This window comes from Comamonadaceae bacterium OTU4NAUVB1, assembly GCA_024372625.1.
Taxonomy (GTDB): Bacteria; Pseudomonadota; Gammaproteobacteria; order Burkholderiales; family Burkholderiaceae_C; genus Variovorax.
This window is the reverse complement of record CP099605.1, coordinates 345,458-362,657: the sequence shown is the minus strand read 5'-3', so window position 1 is coordinate 362,657 and position 17,200 is coordinate 345,458. Positions and strand designations below refer to the sequence as shown.

The window sequence follows — 17,200 nt, the reverse complement described above, 5'->3', positions numbered from 1 at the left end:
TCGTGGGGCGAAGGAACGCAAGGAAGGGGCGCGATGGCGGCGAGGCGGTGTCCGCGGGTCAGGGCCGCAGCCAGCGAGGCACCTTGAACCGCACGATCATCAGGTAGGCCAGCACATAGGTGGTGATGAACAGGAGGCAGCACAGCATGAGCGCCAGCGTGTTGCGCCAGAAGAGCACCGCCGGCACCACCGACAGCGCGGCGAACATCCACAGGTAGGGCGACGTGCGGTTGTTGCGGGCGAGCAGTTGGCGGGCCTCGTCGTCGCTGAAGGCGACACGCACGATGCGCCGGAAGATCAGCTGGTGGAAGTGCAGCGCGTCGGCCGTGCCCGGCGACTGGCCGCGCGCGAGCTTCCGGTAGATGGAGAACAGCGTCTCCCACACCGGGTAGATCAGCAGCAGCATCGGAAACCACGGCGAGACGGCCGAGTGGCGCTGCACCAGCGCCACGCAGGCCACCGCGATCACCATGCCCCACACGTAGGCGCCACCGTCGCCGGCGAAGATCTTGCCGCTCGGGTAGTTCCACATCAGGAAACCCATCGTGGCGCCGACCAGACAGACCACCATCGCCGCCAGTTGCCGATCACCCACCTGCAGCGCCACGTGCGAGATCGCCAGACACACCAGCACGGCCACCGTACCCGCCAGTCCGTTGTAGCCGTCGATGATGTTGAAGGCGTGTGGCAGCCCGCCGATGGCCAGCACCGCCAGCAGCACCCCCGCGAACGGCATGGCCCGCATCCCGGCGTCGACGATGCCCAGGCCCGTGCGATGCACGCCCAGGCCGAGCAACCAGCACAGCAGCAGGGCGGAGCCCAGCGTGAGCGCCAGCCGCCAGCGCACCTGCACGCGCTGCGTCACGTCCTCGGCGATGCCGCCGACGACGGCCGGCGCCATGCACAGCAGCACCAGCGACGACGCCGACGCGCGCCAGCCGACGTTGAACGGATCGCCGAACAGCCCCGCCGCCAGCCAGGCCGCCCCGGTGCCGACGAAGATGCCGGCGCCGCCCAGGCGCGGCACGTGGCCCTTATGGAAGCGCTGGGGCATGTCCGCCGCATAGCGCCGCGCATGGCGCCGCGCGCGCCGCATGAACACCAGCACGGCGAAGGCGGACACGACGAAGCTGATGACGATCAGGGCAATCATTGGGGGGAAGGAAGAGAGGGGCGGGAACCTAGAATTCCCGGCGAAATTAGACCATGTCCACCACCGCCTCCCCCGCTTCCCAATCCGAATCGCCCCGCCCCACCACCTTCGATGCCGAGGCACCGGCGCAGCGGCCCATCACGGTCTCGATCGTGAGCCACGGACAGCTGGCGTTGATCCGTCCGCTGCTCGAGCAGCTCGATCGCTGGAGCGCCGGATCGGTGGAGAAGGTGGTGTTGACGATCAACATTCGGGAGTCGGACGACGCCCTCGCCGGCCTGCATCCGCGCTTTCCGATCGAGCGCATCGACAACCCGAAGCCGAAGGGTTTCGGGGCCAATCACAACGCCGCGTTCGCCCATTGCGCGACGCCGTGGTTCCTGGTGCTCAATCCGGACATCCGGCTCGACAGCGATGTGCTGGCGCCGCTGATGGCTCAGGCGCGGCCCGACGCCGGATTGTTGACGCCACGCATCCTGGAACCGGGCAAGACGGGGCCGGAGCCGCACCGGGCGATAATCTCGCCGCTCGAGATCCTCGCACGCAAGCGTGCGACCTATGTACCGCCGGCCGTTCCGGCCTGGATTCCCGGCCTCTTCATGCTGTTCCGCCGTGCCGCCTACCACCAGATCGAAGGCTTCGACGAGCGTTTCTTCATGTACGGCGAGGACTTCGACATCTGCGCGCGCACCCGGCTCGCCGGCTGGCGACTGCAGGTCGCCGAAGGTCTGCAAGCCCGGCACGAAGCGCAACGCGCCAGCCATTCGAGCCGCAGCCATCTCGCCTGGCACGTGACCAGCCTGATGAAGGTGTGGCTGTCGGGGGCGTTTTGGCGCTATCGACGGCTGGCGGAATGACGATCGCGCACCGAACGCACACTTTCTTCGCCCTACCCCATTCCAAAAAACAATGCGCGATCTTCCAATGCAAATTCTCCCGACGAGCCGCACCGCATGAGCCAAGCGCACTCCAACCTGCACCGCACCGCCTGGGCCGACTGGTGGGAAGGCACGCGGCGCACCGACATCTGGTGGACGCTCGCCTGGTTCGACATCGTGCTGCGCTACCGGCGCTCGATGCTCGGACCGCTGTGGCTCACCCTGAGCATGGCCGCCATGATCGGCGGCATGGGACCGCTCTACAGTTCGCTCTTCGGCGCCGAACTGTCAAAGTTCTTCCCGCACCTGGCGCTGGGGATCATCTTCTGGAGTTTCTTCTCCTCCCTGGTGAACGAGTCCTGCAATGCCTTCGTGACCTCCGCCAACTACCTCAAGCAAGGCTATTTCCCGATCAGCCTGTTCGTGTGGCGCAGCATGTCGCGCAACATCATCCAGTTCCTCCATCAGATCGTCATCTACATTCCCGTGGCGGTCTGGGCCGGCATCTCGCTGTCATGGTCGGCATTGCTGGTGCTACCAGCGCTGCTGCTGCTCCTGATCAATGCCCATGCCCTGGGCATCGCGCTGGGCCTCGTCTGCACGCGATTCCGCGACGTGGCGCAGATCGTCACCAGCGTCATGCAGATGCTGATGTTTCTGACGCCCGTGTTCTGGCTGCCGGAGAGCCTGCCCGATCGCGCGCGCTACATCCTGTACAACCCGCTCGCGCAGATGCTCGACCTCCTGCGCACGCCCCTGATGGGCGGCGAGGCGTCGCTGCACAGTTGGCTTGGCATCCTGGGCTGGACCGTCGTCTGCGTGACCTCCTCCGCCCTGCTCTTCGCAAAATACCGTCGTCGCATCGTCTACTGGCTTTGAGAACATGCCCTTCATCTCCATGAAAAAAGCGTCGGTGAGCTTTCCGATCTACGGCGCCGGATCGGCTTCACTAAAAAAGACGCTTGCCGCGTCCGTCACCGGCGGGCGTCTGGGCAAGGAGACCGGCGTGCGCGTGGTCCAGGCCCTGAGCGACATCGACCTCGAACTCCAGAGCGGTGACCGCCTGGGGCTGATCGGCCACAACGGCGCCGGCAAGTCGACGTTGCTGCGCACGCTCGCCGGCGTCTACGAACCCTCGTCGGGCGACTTCGAACGCCGTGGCACCGTGGCCAGCCTGATCGACCCATCGCTGGGCATCGAGGCGGACGCGACGGGCATCGAGAACATCATGCTGCGTGGCTTGGTCATGGGCATGAGCAAGAAGCAGGTCGATGCGCTTACCGACGAAATCTGTGAATTCAGCGGCCTGGGCGAGTACGTGAACATGCCGGTGCGCACCTACTCCACCGGCATGCTGATGCGACTGGCATTCTCCATCTCGACCAGCGTCGAGGCCGACATCCTGCTGATGGACGAATGGCTGTCGGTCGGCGACGCGGAGTTCACCGAGAAGGCTGAGAAGCGCATGCGCGACGTGGTGGCCAAGTCGGGCATCCTGGTTCTGGCATCGCACTCGATGGACCTCATCCAGAAGGAATGCAATCGCGTCGTCCACATGGAACACGGCCGCATCGTCGACGCCTATGCGCTTACGCCCAATGCGGAAGGCACCGGATACACCGGCCTCAAGCAGTGACCCGGCCCGATTCCACCGTCGTTGTGTCGGTGGCGCTGTGCACCTACCGGGGCGAGCCCTACCTCGCGGCGCAACTGGACAGCATCCTGGCGCAGACGCGGCCACCGCAGGAGCTGGTCGTCTTCGACGACGCCTCCCCCGATGGCACGTGGGCACTGCTGGAGTCTTTCGCGCCGCGGGTCCGCGCGGCCGGCATCCAGTTCGTCATGCACCGCAATGCCGCCAATGTCGGCTACGTCGCCAATTTCGAGCAGGCGCTGCGGGCTACCACCGGCGACATCGTCTTCCTGTGCGATCAGGACGATCTCTGGCATCCGACCAAGGTCGAGCGCTTCGCCGCCGAGTTCGAGCGGCGTCCCGACTTGCTGATGCTGCACAGCGACGCACGTCTGGTCGACGACCAGGAATCAAGTCTGAATTGCGGCCTGTTCGAAGCCCTGGAGGTTACGCAGGAGGAACTGGCCGCGGTCCATGCGGGCGACATGTTCGAGGTCCTCGTCCGCCGCAACATCGTGACCGGCGCGACCATGGCCGTTCGGCGCGAGGTGTTCGCAGACGACTTCACGGTGCCCGAGGGCTGGATCCACGACGAATGGCTGGCGATGATCGCCACATCCAAGGGAACGACCGATTGCCTGGAAGTCGCCAGCATCGATTACCGTCAGCATGGCAACAACCAGATCGGCATGCGTCGACGCGGCTTCGTCGAGCGCCTGACGGGCGGTGGCATGTCGCGCCTCGAATTCATGACACGCACCCTGCTGCGCACGCAGACGCTGCTCGACGAAGCCGAAGCCGGTCGGTTGAAGCTGGGCGCATCGAAGATGCATCTGCTGCGCGACCGGCTCACGCACGCGCGCTTTCGCGCCATGCCGCCACCACGCATCCACAAGCGGCTGCCGGCCATCCTGCGTGAGTACGCGAGCGGCCGCTACTCGCGCTTTTCGAACGGTCCCCGCTCGGCCATGAGCGATCTGCTCCTGCTGCGCAAATGAACCTTCTCGACGCGAACGAGCCGGCGGCGGCCCGCGCATCGCGCCGCTGCACGGCGGTCTGCGCGGTCGTCGTTACTTACCAGCCGCAGATCGACGTGCTGCGCCAGGTGCTCGACGGCGTCGAGCCCCAGGTCGGGCGCGTCCTGGTGTTCGACAACGCCACGGGCGGTCCGGACGCTGCGGCGCTCGCGGCCCTGCTCGACGAGGCCGAGCGTGAACGAGGCATCGTCGTCATGCGTTCGCCGGTCAACGTCGGCCTCGGTGCGGCGATGAACCGCGCGGCTGAGCATGCGCGGGCGGCCGGCTTCGCCTACCTGCTGCTGCTCGACCAGGACAGCCTGCTCGATCCGGACATGGTCGCGACGCTGCAGGACGCCCATGAGGCACTGGCGAAGACCCGTCCGGTGGCGGCCGTGGGACCACAGTTCAGCGACCGGCGCAATGGCCACGTCGCGCCGTTCATCGAGATCGGCTTCCCGCTCAACCGCAAGCTGTTCGGCGGACCGGGCCAGATCGTGCCGTGCGACTTCCTGATCTCTTCGGGCAGCCTGCTGCCCCTGGACACCCTGGCATTGATCGGCGGCATGGACGAACGATTGTTCATCGACAACGTCGACATGGAGTGGTGCTTTCGCGCCCGTCATCGCGGCTTCGGACTGTTCGGCATCTGCGATGCGCGCATGCGGCACAGCATTGGCGACACACTACGGGCCGCTTGGCTCAAGCCCGGCGGCGTAATGATCCACAAGCCTTTGAGGCTCTACTACATCATGCGCAACCGGGTGCTGCTCTATGGGCGAAAGGAGACGCCCGCCGTCTGGATCGCCCAGGACCTGCCGCGGCTGGTTCTGAAGTTCTTCGGTACCGCGCTGTTCGTCGCGCCGCGCCTGCGCTACCTGCGCATGATGGTGCGCGGACTGTGGCATGGCCTCCGGAGCATTGACGGACCGATGCCCCGGTAGGGCGGCCTCCGTCACCGGGACGTGGTGGCACCGACGGACAGGTAGGCGAAACGTCGTGTCTCCTGGCGGCCGCGCGTGACGTTGTCCAAGATCAGTCCGCACGACAGCGAGAGCATGGCCGCGAGCATCAGCGTGGCCGACAACACGGCGGTCGGCAAGCGCGGAACTTGGCCGCTGTGCAGAAATTCCAGGAACACCGGCGTGGCCAGCACCAGCGACACCAGGGCCATCGCCACGGCGAGGCGACCGAAAAAGGTCAGCGGGCGCTCGGCCAGGTAAAGCCCGCTGGTCGTGCGGAGGATGCGCCAGCCATCGCGATACGTCGAAAGTTTGCTCACCGAGCCCTCGGGACGCGCGCCATAGGGCGTCATCACCTCGCCATAGGGCATGCGCAGCTCCAGCGCATGCACCGTCAGTTCGGTTTCCGTCTCGAAGCCATGCGAAATCGCCGGAAAGGACTTGGCATAGCGCCGCGAGAAAGCGCGGTAGCCCGAGAGCATGTCGGTGAAATGGCCGCCGAAGATTCTCACGACGCTGCTCGTCAGCATCCGGTTGCCCCACTGGTGGCCCCGGCGGTATGCGGCGTCCGAGGTCTGGACCGGGGTCTGGCGGCACCCCACCACCATGTCGAGCCGCTCGTCCAGGAGCTTGTCGACCAACAGGCGTACGCTGGCCGCGTCGTAGGTCGCGTCGCTGTCGACCATGACATACACATCGGCCTCGACATCCGCGAACATACGCCGCACCACGTTGCCCTTGCCGCGCAAGCCAACGTACGACACCTGCGCGCCGGCCGCGCGTGCGAGAACGGACGTGCGATCAGACGATGCGTTGTCGAAGACATGAATGTCGAGCGCCGGCATGGCTACGCGGAACTGCTCGATCACCAGGCTGATGGCATGCTCCTCGTTGTAGCAGGGCACGATCAGGGCGAGGCGCTGGCCACGGTAGCGCGCGGAGGCCCGGGCATCGTTGGCAGGCGATAGAGTCGTTGTCATGGCGCAATGGGTTCGAGGTCGATGCGAAAGCGCGCGGTCAGGTGGGAGGGAACGCCGTCGAGTTCGAACGGGCCGACATCCGGGCCTGCGGCCGGCTGGGTCAGGAGCGCCACGGGCGTGCGGGCGCCCTCGGTCCACAGCGAATAGGTCAGCGCGGTCGGCGTGGCGGCCAACGTCACGGAGCGGTCCAGGGTCACGGTGGCATAGGCGTTGTCGGCGGTTTCGCGCAGTGCGCGGCGCCCGCTCGCACACACCTGCGCCACAGGTTCGCAGACCCGCAGGTGCAGCCAGCCGTCGGCGCTGCCACTGACCCCACCATTCGAACGCTGGAACCGCACCACCGTCGATCACGCGGCGCCCTGGGTAGATCGTGCTGGCAGTCTTGATCAGATAGTCCTTCAGGTATAGCGCAGTCGTGCCACCAGCGGCGATGGTCGCGAGCAGCAGCGCAGCCAAGCGTCCCAATCGCAGCTAGTCACGGCCCGTCACCAGCAGGAGCAATGCGGCGACGAAAGCCAGCGAAATGAACACGGGCACATAGAAGTCCGTGATGAGCCACGACGCGGCCAGCCAGTAGAACAACGTCAAACGCGCCAGCCGGGGCAAGGGTGCCAGCAGTGCCAACACGACCCAGGGAAAGAACGCCAAGACCGGTCCTTTCTCGCTCCACCAGAACTGTGCGTAGCCGGTGAAATAGAGCCCGCACGACAACACCCAGGCCTCGACCGCTCCGAGGCTCAGGCGCTGGAACAGCAGCGCATGCCCGATCAGGAACATCGCGAAGGCCGCGTACCAGTGCAGGGAATAGGCATGGGCGGCATCCAGGATCAGGTAGCCCCACATCGTCGGCTTGAAGATCAGTTCCCAGTCACGCAGCGGCAGCCCGTAGTTGATGCGCAGATCCTCCTTGTAGTAGGAGGTCTGGTTGATGCGCTGGAAATCATTGCGGACGGTCGCCTGCGTCAGCGGCGTGACCACCGCCCATTCATCGGAACGGATAGCGCGCGGCTCGCCAAACACCAGACCAACATCCGCCACCCCCAATTAGCGCAGCACCAGCGCATAGGAAGATGGCGACCAATACTGCGATACATACAGAAAGCCCAGTGATAGGTAGATGGCCCAAATTATTGAATTCTTTTCAGCCAGCTTCCGCATCGAGCCCTCTTTAAATTGCTGGCGGCCAAGCCAAGCTGAAATCTTCATGAACCAGCGTCAGGTTGAGGTTATATGCCGGATCATGTCTCAAGGCATCTCCCCAACGAGTGAGCATATACCGAGCTTCCAATTCGAACCGCTTCTGCTTCTCCGGATGCGTATCGTCACCGCGTGTAGCAGATTCATGATGAAAAAGCTCAGCGTACGGTGTCCAAACGTTCCTGAGACCCAAATCTCGGAGCCTGATACAAAAATCAACGTCGTTGAAAGCGACTTTCAGATTAGTCTCATTGAGCCCATCCACCGCCAGGTAATGCTTTTTTTGGATGACCAGACATGCTGCGGTAACTGCGGAAAAGGATTGCATCAATGCAGCACGTTCGAAATATCCCCTGCGCTCTTTAGGTAACCTTTTGTGCGCATGCCCTGCAACGCCACCGATCCCCAAGATGACACCGCCATGCTGAAGGGTGTAGTCGGAGTACCAGAGACGAGCCCCTACAGCACCGACACCAGGCTGGCTGGCAATTGCAACCATGTCGGAGAGCCATTCGGGCGTGATGACTTCGATGTCATTGTTGATCAATCCGACATATTCGCCCTTGGCTCGGAGAACCGCGGCATTGTTGAGCGCGGAGTAATTGAATTCTCCATCATCCCTCATCACACTGATCTTAGGATGCTCGGCAAGCGTTTTAAAATACCCGATCGAATCCGCGTCATCCGAACCATTGTCTACTAAGATAATTTCGTAATTCTGATAAGTTGTCCGACTTAAAATGCTGTCGATACATTGACGCACAAGGCCCAACGCGTTGCGCGTTGGAATAATCAGCGATACAAGTGGCTGCGGATCAGGCAAATCGTAGAACGCCCTGTAGCCATTACCAACATATTCTATTCGTCCCCTGATGCCAGAGCGCAAAAAATGTTCGTTCAAGGCTCTTTCGCCAGCCAGTTGCGCATAAGGCTTGGCATCGGTTGAACTCGCGGTGCTCTGCGGGTGGACACGCCAGTGGTAAAGAACCCTCGGGACATGACCTATCTGTGCCGGCGTCACATGCTCGATGCAGCGAAGAACAAGATCGTAGTCCTGCGACCCCTCGAACCCTGTGCGGAAACCTCCAACTTTGCGAATCAAATCCGCATCATACAATCCCAGATGAGAAAACATGTTCTGGGAATAAAAGAGATCCAGATTCCAATCGGGCTTGAAATAAGCATCCTTTCGATTTCCGTCTTCGTCCACCTTGTCTTCATCAGAATAGATGAGCTTGACATCCGGATGACCATCGATGTAATCCGCCATCCAGAACAAGGCGTCTTCCGACAGCAGATCGTCATGATCCATCAATGCGATCCAATGACCGGTCGCAAGTGCCAACGCGCTGTTCGACGCAGCTGAAATATGGCCATTCTCGGACCGATGGACCACCTTGATGCGCGGATCCAGGCGAGCGAAGGAGTCGAGTAGTTCAGACGTCTCTGGCGAATGGGAGGCATCGTCCGCGATGCACAACTCCCAATTCGTATAGAGCTGGTTACGCACCGATTCGATGGCGGCGGACAGCCAAGATAGCTTGGCCTTGTAAGTCGGCATAAGAATCGAAATTCGGGGAACATCTGCCAGATTTTCGATCATTGCGCGGATCTCACCACGCTTCGTGTCATCGAGTGTGTAATATCGCTCGACCCACGCAGCGTAGTCATTGGCGACAGCCTTTCCAGAGTTGGTCATTACAGAGCCGGCCGCCAGACCTCGCAAACTCCGGCTGATACCGTGCCATCCGGTCGCGCGCCACAGTTTGATGGACTGACTAAGCGTCCCCGATAAGCCACCATGGCGTTCAAGCATGGCAGAAATACCCCGCCTTGTATTTTTTAATGTCTTCACTTTGCCGCCTACCCATCGTACTGGCGCACTCAAACGCCAGCTTGTTGAATTCCGAACATCGTCAAGCTCAAGCACGTACGGCGCCAATGCTCTTTGGATTTTTTCCTCCACCTTTCGAGCTTCTATTTTTCCCGCATCAATACGTTTTAGTTTTGTGTACTTGCCCAACAGATTCTCATATTTCGATTGCATTTCATCAGCGCGCGAAGTCTGGAAGATCAACTCCCGCGTCGCTTTTTCGTTGCTCTCCGCGAGCCGATCGCTCTGCCTTTCAATATCCAGAATTCTCGTCTTGCCTTCAAGTATCTCGGCACTCTGGGATTCGATCGCCCGCGTCAGGCTTCGGATGCTGGCCTGCAATTCGATTTCACGCGCGCTAAAAGATCGAATAGACCGGTCATTGTTCACCTGAGAGGGAGCACTCGAGTGGCTCAAATGCAGCCCCCTCATGGCTGAACTTACAACCGCATGCTGGCCAGTGATGAAACGAAGGCCAAGGACATTCGATGATGGCGGCATTCGTCGAATGAAGCACATCGAATTAACAAATTCTACTGAATGTATGCTGGCCAAAACCTCATCGACCATATCGATTCCATAAGCGTCGCGAAAATCCACGATCAGCTCTTGCCTGGAAAGGCTAACACCCCAATGCTCATGGGAGATCACATCGGCCAGAGCTTTGAAAAATGAAATCGACGAGAGCGGATCGAAAAGACCGCCCTCATGGCTGCCCCAATAACTGCAATGTAGATCTTCCACCACATACAGACCCCCATCTGCTACTGCAGGAAAATATCTGGCGAATGATCGAACAATATCACTCGATCGATGCGAACCATCGTCGATCACGATATCGAACACATCGCATTTCGCAAATATTTCACGAGCAACCTCGTCCGAATTGGCATCGCCAATTACAACGCATATATTTCGATTAACATACTCTAATTCCGAACACAAGAAGTCTATATCGGATCCGATGATGCACGAAGCGTTCTCGAAATAATCAGACCAAATTTCCAAAGAACCGCCGTTCTGAATGCCGATCTCCAGCATCCGGATAGGGGCCGACCTATAATCTTCGAAAATTCGCGCATATTCCTTGATATATAAAGACCATTTGTCAGATATCTTGCCCTTATGGCAACGATACAGTTCTTCGAGAGTTTTGTTGTGCATAAGTCTTATATATTCGTAGGGGCCGGATTTCCAAATGCTGTTTCGCTAGAAATTCACCGTCGACAGAGCACTTCGCCCAATTTTATTGGGCGACCCCAAAATCCATCGATGCATAATTGTCAACAAACCTCATTGCCGAGCGATGAAAATCTGGATTCTACTTTCTTGAATCTGACTTGTTTACCCCAGTTCGCAAACAATCAGATGATACAAAAGATGATTTTGAAGTCTTCTTCCTCTACCTCCTAGCATGTCCGCGAGCGTCTTGAGCGATCACGGCAAACCACGATGCAAGGAAAATTCGCCACAAGAAAAGCGAAGTTGGATTCTAGACACATAGAGTCGATCTCGACAGTCACAGCATCGATCGTCGCAAAGTCTAGCGACACTTTCTGTAGATTCATCGCAACCCCAGTGCACGTAAGCGGCCTCGCAAAGGTAAAATTCTCGATGGATCGCTAACATGTCTGAATCGGCGATCGCACAAACATCCTGTCCTGAACGAAGATAGCAAGCTCGATCATGACAGCCAGCCTCGTGTACAAAATTGAAGATTTAAGCCTCATGCCAGTCCGTAACTCCAGATCGAGTACAGAACCCTCCCTCGCGCAACAAACAGATTTGGAACTTTTAAGGGGATCAGCTTTCTTTAATAGCTCCTTTTATCTAGCCCTTTATTCTGACGTTGCTGCTGCGGGCCTGGATCCAGAACAACATTATCTTCAGCACGGTGCGATTGAAGGACGCGATCCAAGTCCGTCGTTTTCGACCTTAGGGTATCTCACGCTGTACCCTGACGTGGCTGCATCAGGCACAAATCCTCTCATTCATTTCATCAAGCATGGAATATTTGAAGGCCGAGATCCCGGCATTTCGAACGCACACCAGTCGATATCACCAAGTGCCACCTCGCTCGATCCTCATCCTGTTGATTTTTCGTCTGCAGAAATTTCAACCGAAGAGGAAGATCTCGTACGAAAGTCTACTTTTTTCGATGACAATTATTATTTAACTAGTAATCCAGATGTGGCCGCGCATGGAATTGATGCCGTGAAGCACTATTTGGAGTGGGGCGCCGCAGAGGGCAGGGATCCAAGCGAGTCTTTTTCCAATTCGGGCTATCTCAAAAAGTATCCAGACGTTGCCGCTGCAAAACTAAATCCTCTAGTGCATTTCCTGCAGCATGGTCGCAGCGAGGGTCGAACGGCACCATCGGCAAAACCGCTTTTCCCTTCTATCTTCGATCTCTACGAAATTAGATGGCCAGCTCTCAGGCCTCTGCCGGTCTTCAGCATTCCTGCTTCGGTCCTGCGAGTCAATATCGTCACTGACAGTGTTGCACCTTCCTCGTTATTTGGTGGCGTAGGAACATCGATCATCCTCGGAACACTTCTGGCAAACCGTCTCAATGCAACGTTGCGTTTGATCACTCAACACGAACAGCCTGATGCTACTGTATTGAACAGCATTCTCAGCAGCAATTCTTTATCGCTTGAAAATTCTTTTGAAGTTGCATTTGCACCCAATAGCGGACAAATGCAGGTGCCAGTGACAAACCTGGATATATTTTTGACAACTTCGTGGTGGAGTACACGTGCAGTCTTGGAGGCAGTTCCAAGAAAACAAATCGCCTATCTTTTGCAGGAGGACGAACGGATGTTTTATCCATTCGGCGACGACCGTCTGCTGTGCTCTGAAACACTAGGAGAAGATGAAATTCCGATTGTCGTCAACACACAATTGCTTTTGGACCACTTGACCGGCGGGCCTGATGCATATGACTTCAAAGGCCGCGCTATAGCTTTCGAGCCTGCATTTCCCAGTGCGGGCACATTAGGAGTCAGTCGCAACCCAGACAGTAAGAAAAAATTCTTTTTTTACGCTCGGCCAAACAACTATCGCAATTTGTTTTGGAGGGGAGCAACAGCTCTCGCACAAGCAATCAGGATCGGGATACTGGATCCAGAGGAATGGGAGTTTTATTGGGTTGGGAAAGATACGCCAAAATGTACTTTACCCCGTGGTGTCAGACCTACTCTTGTTGAAGGCATGGACTGGGCGACGTATCAAGAATTTGTCGCAAAAATGGATGCGGCATTTGTCTTGATGGATACACCTCATCCATCGTATCCGCCGTTCGATCTGGCAGGAGCTGGTGTAGCCGTTCTGACAAACAAGCATGGCATCAAGCAGGATCTTTCAAATTACTCCAAGAATATATTGACTTGCGATTTAGATGAAAAAAGCTTACTTGACGGTCTATCACGCGTAACTTCTTTGGGAGGCAATGCAATATTGCGCAAATCCAATAGCTCTGAAGATAGTATTTCGCGCGATTGGGGAAAATCTTTGGGGAAAGTCGTCGAGCATCTTGCCAACCATTTCTCAATGGAGCAATGAAAAAATGTTCGATCTACTGCCTGCTGCTCCGGTTCTTGATTCTGTTCCCTGGGACGTGTCTTTAGAAAAAAGGACAACTGCTCTCTTCAGTCGTCCACGACGGGTTGTTTGGCTATACAACACACCGGATACGAGCACATTTCGATATCGAGTTTTCAATATGGTCGAGGCGCTTCAGGCTGACCCAGAAAAACGGGTAGGTGCAACTTGGTTCAGCGGTGACGAACTCGATAGCATCGTTCCATTTGTCTCCGAACTTGACGTGATCATCGTAGCTAGATTCTGTTATGGCGCAGCGCTGCATCGAGTCATTGCGCGTGCACTCAGGTTTAGGATCAAGATTGTTTTCGAAAGCGACGATCTGGTTTTCGATATTGATTATGTACGCATCGTGATCGAAAGTCTGGGGCAGAATGCCGAGGAATCAAGGGTATGGGAAAGTTGGTTTGCGTACATTGGAAGATTGAATGCAAGCCTAAAGCTTTGCGATGGCGGCATCACCACCAACGAATATCTGGCCTCCCGTATGAAAAACACCTTGAGCGGAAAGAGCGTTGCGGTTATTCCCAATTTCATGAACCGCCAGCAGCAGGCTTATTCAGAAGCCTTGCTAGCGGCTAAGCAGGAGAGTGGTTGGCACCGTCGCGGCGACATTACTATCGGGTACTTCAGTGGTTCGCCTACACATAACCGGGATTTTGCGGTAGCTGCGCCGGCAATTGCCCGCGTCCTGAAGAAACATTCCGACGTCCGATTACGGGTAGTGGGTTTTCTGGATGAGACAGGGCCGGTCGGGGCCTATCGGGATCGCGTCGAGATACTGCCCCTGATGAATTACATATCTTTGCAGCGCGCCATCGCTGAAGTCGAGATAAACATCGCACCGCTGCAAGACAATGTTTTTACCAACTGCAAGTCGGAACTAAAGTTTTTCGAAGCCGCAGCGGTCGGCACCTGGACCATAGCGTCACCCACTTCCACTTTCCGCAACGCGATGTCCAACAAGGTGACGGGCCGCTTGGCACGTGCGCATGAATGGGACGTCGCACTTGAAGAGGCGTTGGAACTGGCGCGCGATCCAAAGGCCTACGGGACTTGTGCCAGTGCTACAGCGTGGCAAACTTATGAAACATACGGGTGGGATCAGCAGCTATCGACAATCCTTGCCGCACTGAATCCTTATTTTGAGCAAAAGACCCTATGAATCCTGACTGGCAAGCAGCGACGCCCCTGTCCAACCATCCGGCCATTTCGGTTGCATCTTTTTGGTTACCTCATTATTCGACGGCATCCACATGGATGGAACACGCTCCTTTTGGATTCTGGCTGATGGATGCATTGCGTCCCAATCGTGTCGTCGAAATTGGAACGTACAACGGATTTTCTCTTTTGACTTTCTGTCAAGCTGGCAAGGCGCTGGGCATTGAATGCGCATGCTATGGGGTAGGTCAATGGAACAATGCGGAGGGTGCAAGCCTTAAGAGCGATGAGGTCTACCGCCAACTCGCAGGGCTTATCGAACGTGACTACTCCAGCATGGCCGAGCTTCGCAATGTCTCGTCGATAGATGCCGCCCTCTATTTCACTGACTCAAGCGTTGACCTGTTGCATTTGACGGGCCAAAAGAATTACGAGGAACTTTTGAACGTTTGCCAAAGATGGCTTCCAAAAATTTCTTCCTCAGGGATTGTCCTTGTCCACGACATCAATCTCCATGATGACCGCTCGGGGGCATGGCGTCTCTGGACAGAGCTCAAAGATAGCTATCCGTCGTTCGAGTTCATTCACGGAAAAGGCCTAGGCGTTCTCGCAGTAGGAAGCAACATCGTTCCACCGATTGCTGCGCTGATGCAGGCGCCACACAACAAGATCAATCTGGTTCGGGCGACCTACGGTAGGCTAGGCCGGTCCATCACGACCAATCATCTCGCCGATTCAAAGGTGAATGCAGCTGTTGAAGCCGAGGCGCGGACAACAGCCATTCTGAAAAGGCGCGAGCATGAGCTGGCTCTGAAGGTCGTGCAGCACAAGGAACTCGAATCGCTTAAACGCACTGAAACGAAATTACAGGCCGAGATCATCGATGCAATGAAGCAACACTCCGCAGCGACGGACGTCATCAGGGAGTTGAAGGTCACCGTGTCGCGGCTTGAGGAGAGGATGGCGCTGCGGGATTCGGAGTTGGCCAAACAGAGGATGGCTACCGAGTCGGAATCACAGAGTCGATATGCCCTCTTGACGAGTCTCTCGATGGCCGCTTCGTCGAGTACTGGGGCCAGGATCCATCCACTGACTCTCTTCGTTGCCCGCTATTCAAAGTCCCATCCCAAACGCGTTCGCATCTTATGGGCCGCACTCCGGGGCAGTCGGCTGCTTCTAACGCTTCAGTGGAAGACTCTGGCCAGGGCGATTGCGGCTCGTCTTCGATAGAGAAGCGCTTTACCTGTCACAAGTGAAGCGTCAGGAGCGATCACCTCAGTCAAAGAGGTCCGCGTCTGGCAAACACGTGCCTTTTGCATCTTTAGCCGACAGACTCGGGATCACACCGACATCCGGCCACTCGATCCCCAGTCCCTCGTCGTTCCACAGGATGCTGCGCTCGTGCGCTGGCGCGTAGTAGTCCGTGGTCTTGTAGAGGAAGTCCGCCGTCTCGCTGAGCACCAAGAAGCCGTGCGCGAAGCCTGGAGGCACCCACAGCTGCCTGCTGTTCTCGGCGCTCAACTCGACGCCCACCCACTGCCCGAACGTGGTGGACGACTTGCGGATGTCCACCGCCACATCGAACACGGCACCGGTCGACACGCGCACCAGCTTTCCTTGAGGCTGCTGGATCTGGTAATGCAATCCACGCAGGACGCCCTTCGTGGAGCGCGAATGGTTGTCCTGGACGAATTCCACGTGCCGCCCGACGGCCTCGTCGAATGCGCGGCTGTTGAAGCTCTCCATGAAGAAGCCTCGTGCATCGCCGAAGACCTTCGGCTCGAAGATCAGCACATCCGGGATTCTCGTCGCGGTGACATTCATGCGCGCACCCCTTCGGCAAGCAGGTGGTTCAGGTACTTGCCGTAGCCATTCTTCTGCAGCGGCGCGGCTAGGCGGGCCAACTGTTCCTTGTCGATGAAGCCGGCGCGCCACGCGATCTCTTCCGGGCAAGCGATCTTCAGGCCCTGGCGGTGTTCCAGGGTGGCGATGAACTGGCCGGCTTCGAGCAGGCTCTCGTGCGTGCCGGTGTCCAGCCACGCATAGCCGCGCTGCATGATCTGCACGTTGAGCCGGCCCATGTCGAGGTAGGCCTGGTTGACGGCGGTGATCTCTAGCTCGCCGCGCTCGCTGGGCTTCACGGCCTTGGCGATGTCGACGACCTGGTTGTCGTAGAAGTACAGGCCCGTGACGGCATAGCTGCTCTTGGGCGCCTTCGGCTTCTCCTCGATGCTGCTGGCCCTGCCATCGGCGTCGAAGGCGACGACGCCATAACGTTCTGGGTCGTGCACGTGGTAGGCGAAAACGGTGGCGCCGTCGTCCTTCCGGTCGGCGTCCGCCAGCAGGTGGGCAAGGTCGTGGCCGTAGAAGATGTTGTCGCCCAGCACCAAGGCGCTCGGTGAATCGCCGATGAACTCGGCGCCGATGATGAAGGCCTGCGCCAGCCCGTCCGGGCTCGGCTGCACGGCGTATTGGAGGTTCATGCCCCACTGGCTGCCGTCGCCCAGCAACTGCTCGAAGCGCGGCGTGTCCTGTGGCGTGCTGATGATGAGCACGTCGCGGATGCCACCGAGCATCAGTGTGCTCAGCGGGTAATAGATCATGGGCTTGTCATAGACAGGCAACAGCTGCTTGCTGACGGCCAGCGTGGCCGGGTGCAACCGGGTCCCGGATCCGCCAGCGAGGATGATGCCTTTGCGTGAGGTCGTCATGGCGTCTCGTGTGTTTGTATTTCTGATGAAGGG

15 protein-coding genes are annotated in these 17,200 nt (G+C 58.2%); 8 read left to right on the top strand and 7 right to left on the bottom strand.

The features are described from left to right. Positions 1–58: 58 nt before the first annotated feature. Positions 59–1,153: a glycosyltransferase gene (locus tag NF681_05085; GenBank protein ID UST54580.1), complete on the bottom strand. Its 1,095-nt coding sequence runs from the start codon at positions 1,151–1,153 to the stop codon at positions 59–61. 53 nt (positions 1,154–1,206) lie between these two features. On the opposite strand from NF681_05085, the gene NF681_05080 reads away from it, so the two are divergent. From NF681_05080 to NF681_05060, 5 genes are all read left to right on the top strand, one after another. Next, positions 1,207–2,010, top strand: a complete 804-nt coding sequence (locus NF681_05080; protein ID UST54579.1) for a glycosyltransferase family 2 protein — start codon at positions 1,207–1,209, stop codon at positions 2,008–2,010. A gap of 96 nt (positions 2,011–2,106) precedes the next feature. Continuing rightward, on the top strand, positions 2,107–2,910 hold the full coding sequence (locus NF681_05075) for an ABC transporter permease (GenBank protein ID UST54578.1): 804 nt from the start codon (positions 2,107–2,109) through the stop codon (positions 2,908–2,910). A gap of 4 nt (positions 2,911–2,914) precedes the next feature. Continuing rightward, positions 2,915–3,667 carry an ABC transporter ATP-binding protein gene (locus NF681_05070; GenBank protein ID UST54577.1) on the top strand — a complete coding sequence of 251 codons (753 nt, stop codon included), beginning with the start codon at positions 2,915–2,917 and terminating at the stop codon, positions 3,665–3,667. Then, positions 3,664–4,662, top strand: coding sequence for a glycosyltransferase family 2 protein (locus tag NF681_05065; protein UST54576.1), 999 nt, complete (start codon positions 3,664–3,666; stop codon positions 4,660–4,662). Before NF681_05070 ends, NF681_05065 begins: the two co-directional genes overlap by 4 nt. Beyond that, on the top strand, positions 4,659–5,624 hold the full coding sequence (locus tag NF681_05060; protein UST54575.1) for a glycosyltransferase family 2 protein: 966 nt from the start codon (positions 4,659–4,661) through the stop codon (positions 5,622–5,624). Before NF681_05065 ends, NF681_05060 begins: the two co-directional genes overlap by 4 nt. A gap of 11 nt (positions 5,625–5,635) precedes the next feature. Here the strand turns inward: NF681_05060 and NF681_05055 are convergent, their stop codons facing one another. The 4 genes from NF681_05055 to NF681_05040 all read right to left on the bottom strand — a co-directional run bounded on the left by NF681_05055 (position 5,636) and on the right by NF681_05040 (position 9,518). Next, a complete protein-coding gene (locus tag NF681_05055; protein UST54574.1) occupies positions 5,636–6,622 on the bottom strand; it encodes a glycosyltransferase in 987 nt (328 codons plus the stop codon). Beyond that, complete coding sequence (locus tag NF681_05050; GenBank protein ID UST54573.1) at positions 6,619–6,963, bottom strand: hypothetical protein; 345 nt, start codon at positions 6,961–6,963, stop codon at positions 6,619–6,621. Before NF681_05050 ends, NF681_05055 begins: the two co-directional genes overlap by 4 nt. Positions 6,964–7,093: 130 nt before the next feature. Next, positions 7,094–7,642 (bottom strand): hypothetical protein, encoded by a 549-nt coding sequence (locus tag NF681_05045; GenBank protein ID UST54572.1) that lies wholly within the window; start codon positions 7,640–7,642, stop codon positions 7,094–7,096. Positions 7,643–7,790: 148 nt separating this feature from the next. Next, positions 7,791–9,518, bottom strand: a complete 1,728-nt coding sequence (locus NF681_05040) for a glycosyltransferase family 2 protein (protein UST55875.1) — start codon at positions 9,516–9,518, stop codon at positions 7,791–7,793. Positions 9,519–11,378: 1,860 nt separating this feature from the next. Between NF681_05040 and NF681_05035 the strand changes: the two genes are divergently transcribed. From NF681_05035 to NF681_05025, 3 genes are read left to right on the top strand one after another with little or no spacing between them, the layout of a single operon-like run. Then, positions 11,379–13,256: a hypothetical protein gene (locus NF681_05035; GenBank protein ID UST54571.1), complete on the top strand. Its 1,878-nt coding sequence runs from the start codon at positions 11,379–11,381 to the stop codon at positions 13,254–13,256. Positions 13,257–13,260: 4 nt separating this feature from the next. Next, positions 13,261–14,460 carry a glycosyltransferase gene (locus NF681_05030; GenBank protein UST54570.1) on the top strand — a complete coding sequence of 400 codons (1,200 nt, stop codon included), beginning with the start codon at positions 13,261–13,263 and terminating at the stop codon, positions 14,458–14,460. Further along, the gene (locus NF681_05025; GenBank protein ID UST54569.1) at positions 14,457–15,686 is read left to right on the top strand and encodes a class I SAM-dependent methyltransferase; all 1,230 of its coding nucleotides are present in this window, start codon (positions 14,457–14,459) and stop codon (positions 15,684–15,686) included. The genes NF681_05030 and NF681_05025 overlap by 4 nt, the downstream gene beginning before the upstream one ends. Positions 15,687–15,731: 45 nt before the next feature. Here the strand turns inward: NF681_05025 and rfbC are convergent, their stop codons facing one another. Both rfbC and rfbA read right to left on the bottom strand, forming a co-directional pair. Next, the gene (rfbC, locus tag NF681_05020; GenBank protein ID UST54568.1) at positions 15,732–16,280 is read right to left on the bottom strand and encodes a dTDP-4-dehydrorhamnose 3,5-epimerase; all 549 of its coding nucleotides are present in this window, start codon (positions 16,278–16,280) and stop codon (positions 15,732–15,734) included. Further along, positions 16,277–17,167 (bottom strand): glucose-1-phosphate thymidylyltransferase RfbA, encoded by an 891-nt coding sequence (gene rfbA / locus NF681_05015; GenBank protein UST54567.1) that lies wholly within the window; start codon positions 17,165–17,167, stop codon positions 16,277–16,279. Before rfbA ends, rfbC begins: the two co-directional genes overlap by 4 nt. Positions 17,168–17,200: the final 33 nt, after the last annotated feature.

Bases quoted from the DNA above. Each gene is read 5' to 3' on its own strand.
- NF681_05070 (UST54577.1), top strand. From the start codon at position 2,915: ATGCCCTTCATCTCCATGAAAAAAGCGTCGGTGAGCTTTCCGATCTAC.
- rfbA (UST54567.1), bottom strand. From the start codon at position 17,167: ATGACGACCTCACGCAAAGGCATCATCCTCGCTGGCGGATCCGGGACC.
- rfbC (UST54568.1), bottom strand. From the start codon at position 16,280: ATGAATGTCACCGCGACGAGAATCCCGGATGTGCTGATCTTCGAGCCG.
- NF681_05080 (UST54579.1), top strand. From the start codon at position 1,207: ATGTCCACCACCGCCTCCCCCGCTTCCCAATCCGAATCGCCCCGCCCC.
- NF681_05040 (UST55875.1), bottom strand. From the start codon at position 9,518: ATGACCAACTCTGGAAAGGCTGTCGCCAATGACTACGCTGCGTGGGTC.
- NF681_05030 (UST54570.1), top strand. From the start codon at position 13,261: ATGTTCGATCTACTGCCTGCTGCTCCGGTTCTTGATTCTGTTCCCTGG.
- NF681_05075 (UST54578.1), top strand. From the start codon at position 2,107: ATGAGCCAAGCGCACTCCAACCTGCACCGCACCGCCTGGGCCGACTGG.
- NF681_05055 (UST54574.1), bottom strand. From the start codon at position 6,622: ATGACAACGACTCTATCGCCTGCCAACGATGCCCGGGCCTCCGCGCGC.
- NF681_05060 (UST54575.1), top strand. From the start codon at position 4,659: ATGAACCTTCTCGACGCGAACGAGCCGGCGGCGGCCCGCGCATCGCGC.
- NF681_05085 (UST54580.1), bottom strand. From the start codon at position 1,153: ATGATTGCCCTGATCGTCATCAGCTTCGTCGTGTCCGCCTTCGCCGTG.
- NF681_05035 (UST54571.1), top strand. From the start codon at position 11,379: ATGACAGCCAGCCTCGTGTACAAAATTGAAGATTTAAGCCTCATGCCA.
- NF681_05025 (UST54569.1), top strand. From the start codon at position 14,457: ATGAATCCTGACTGGCAAGCAGCGACGCCCCTGTCCAACCATCCGGCC.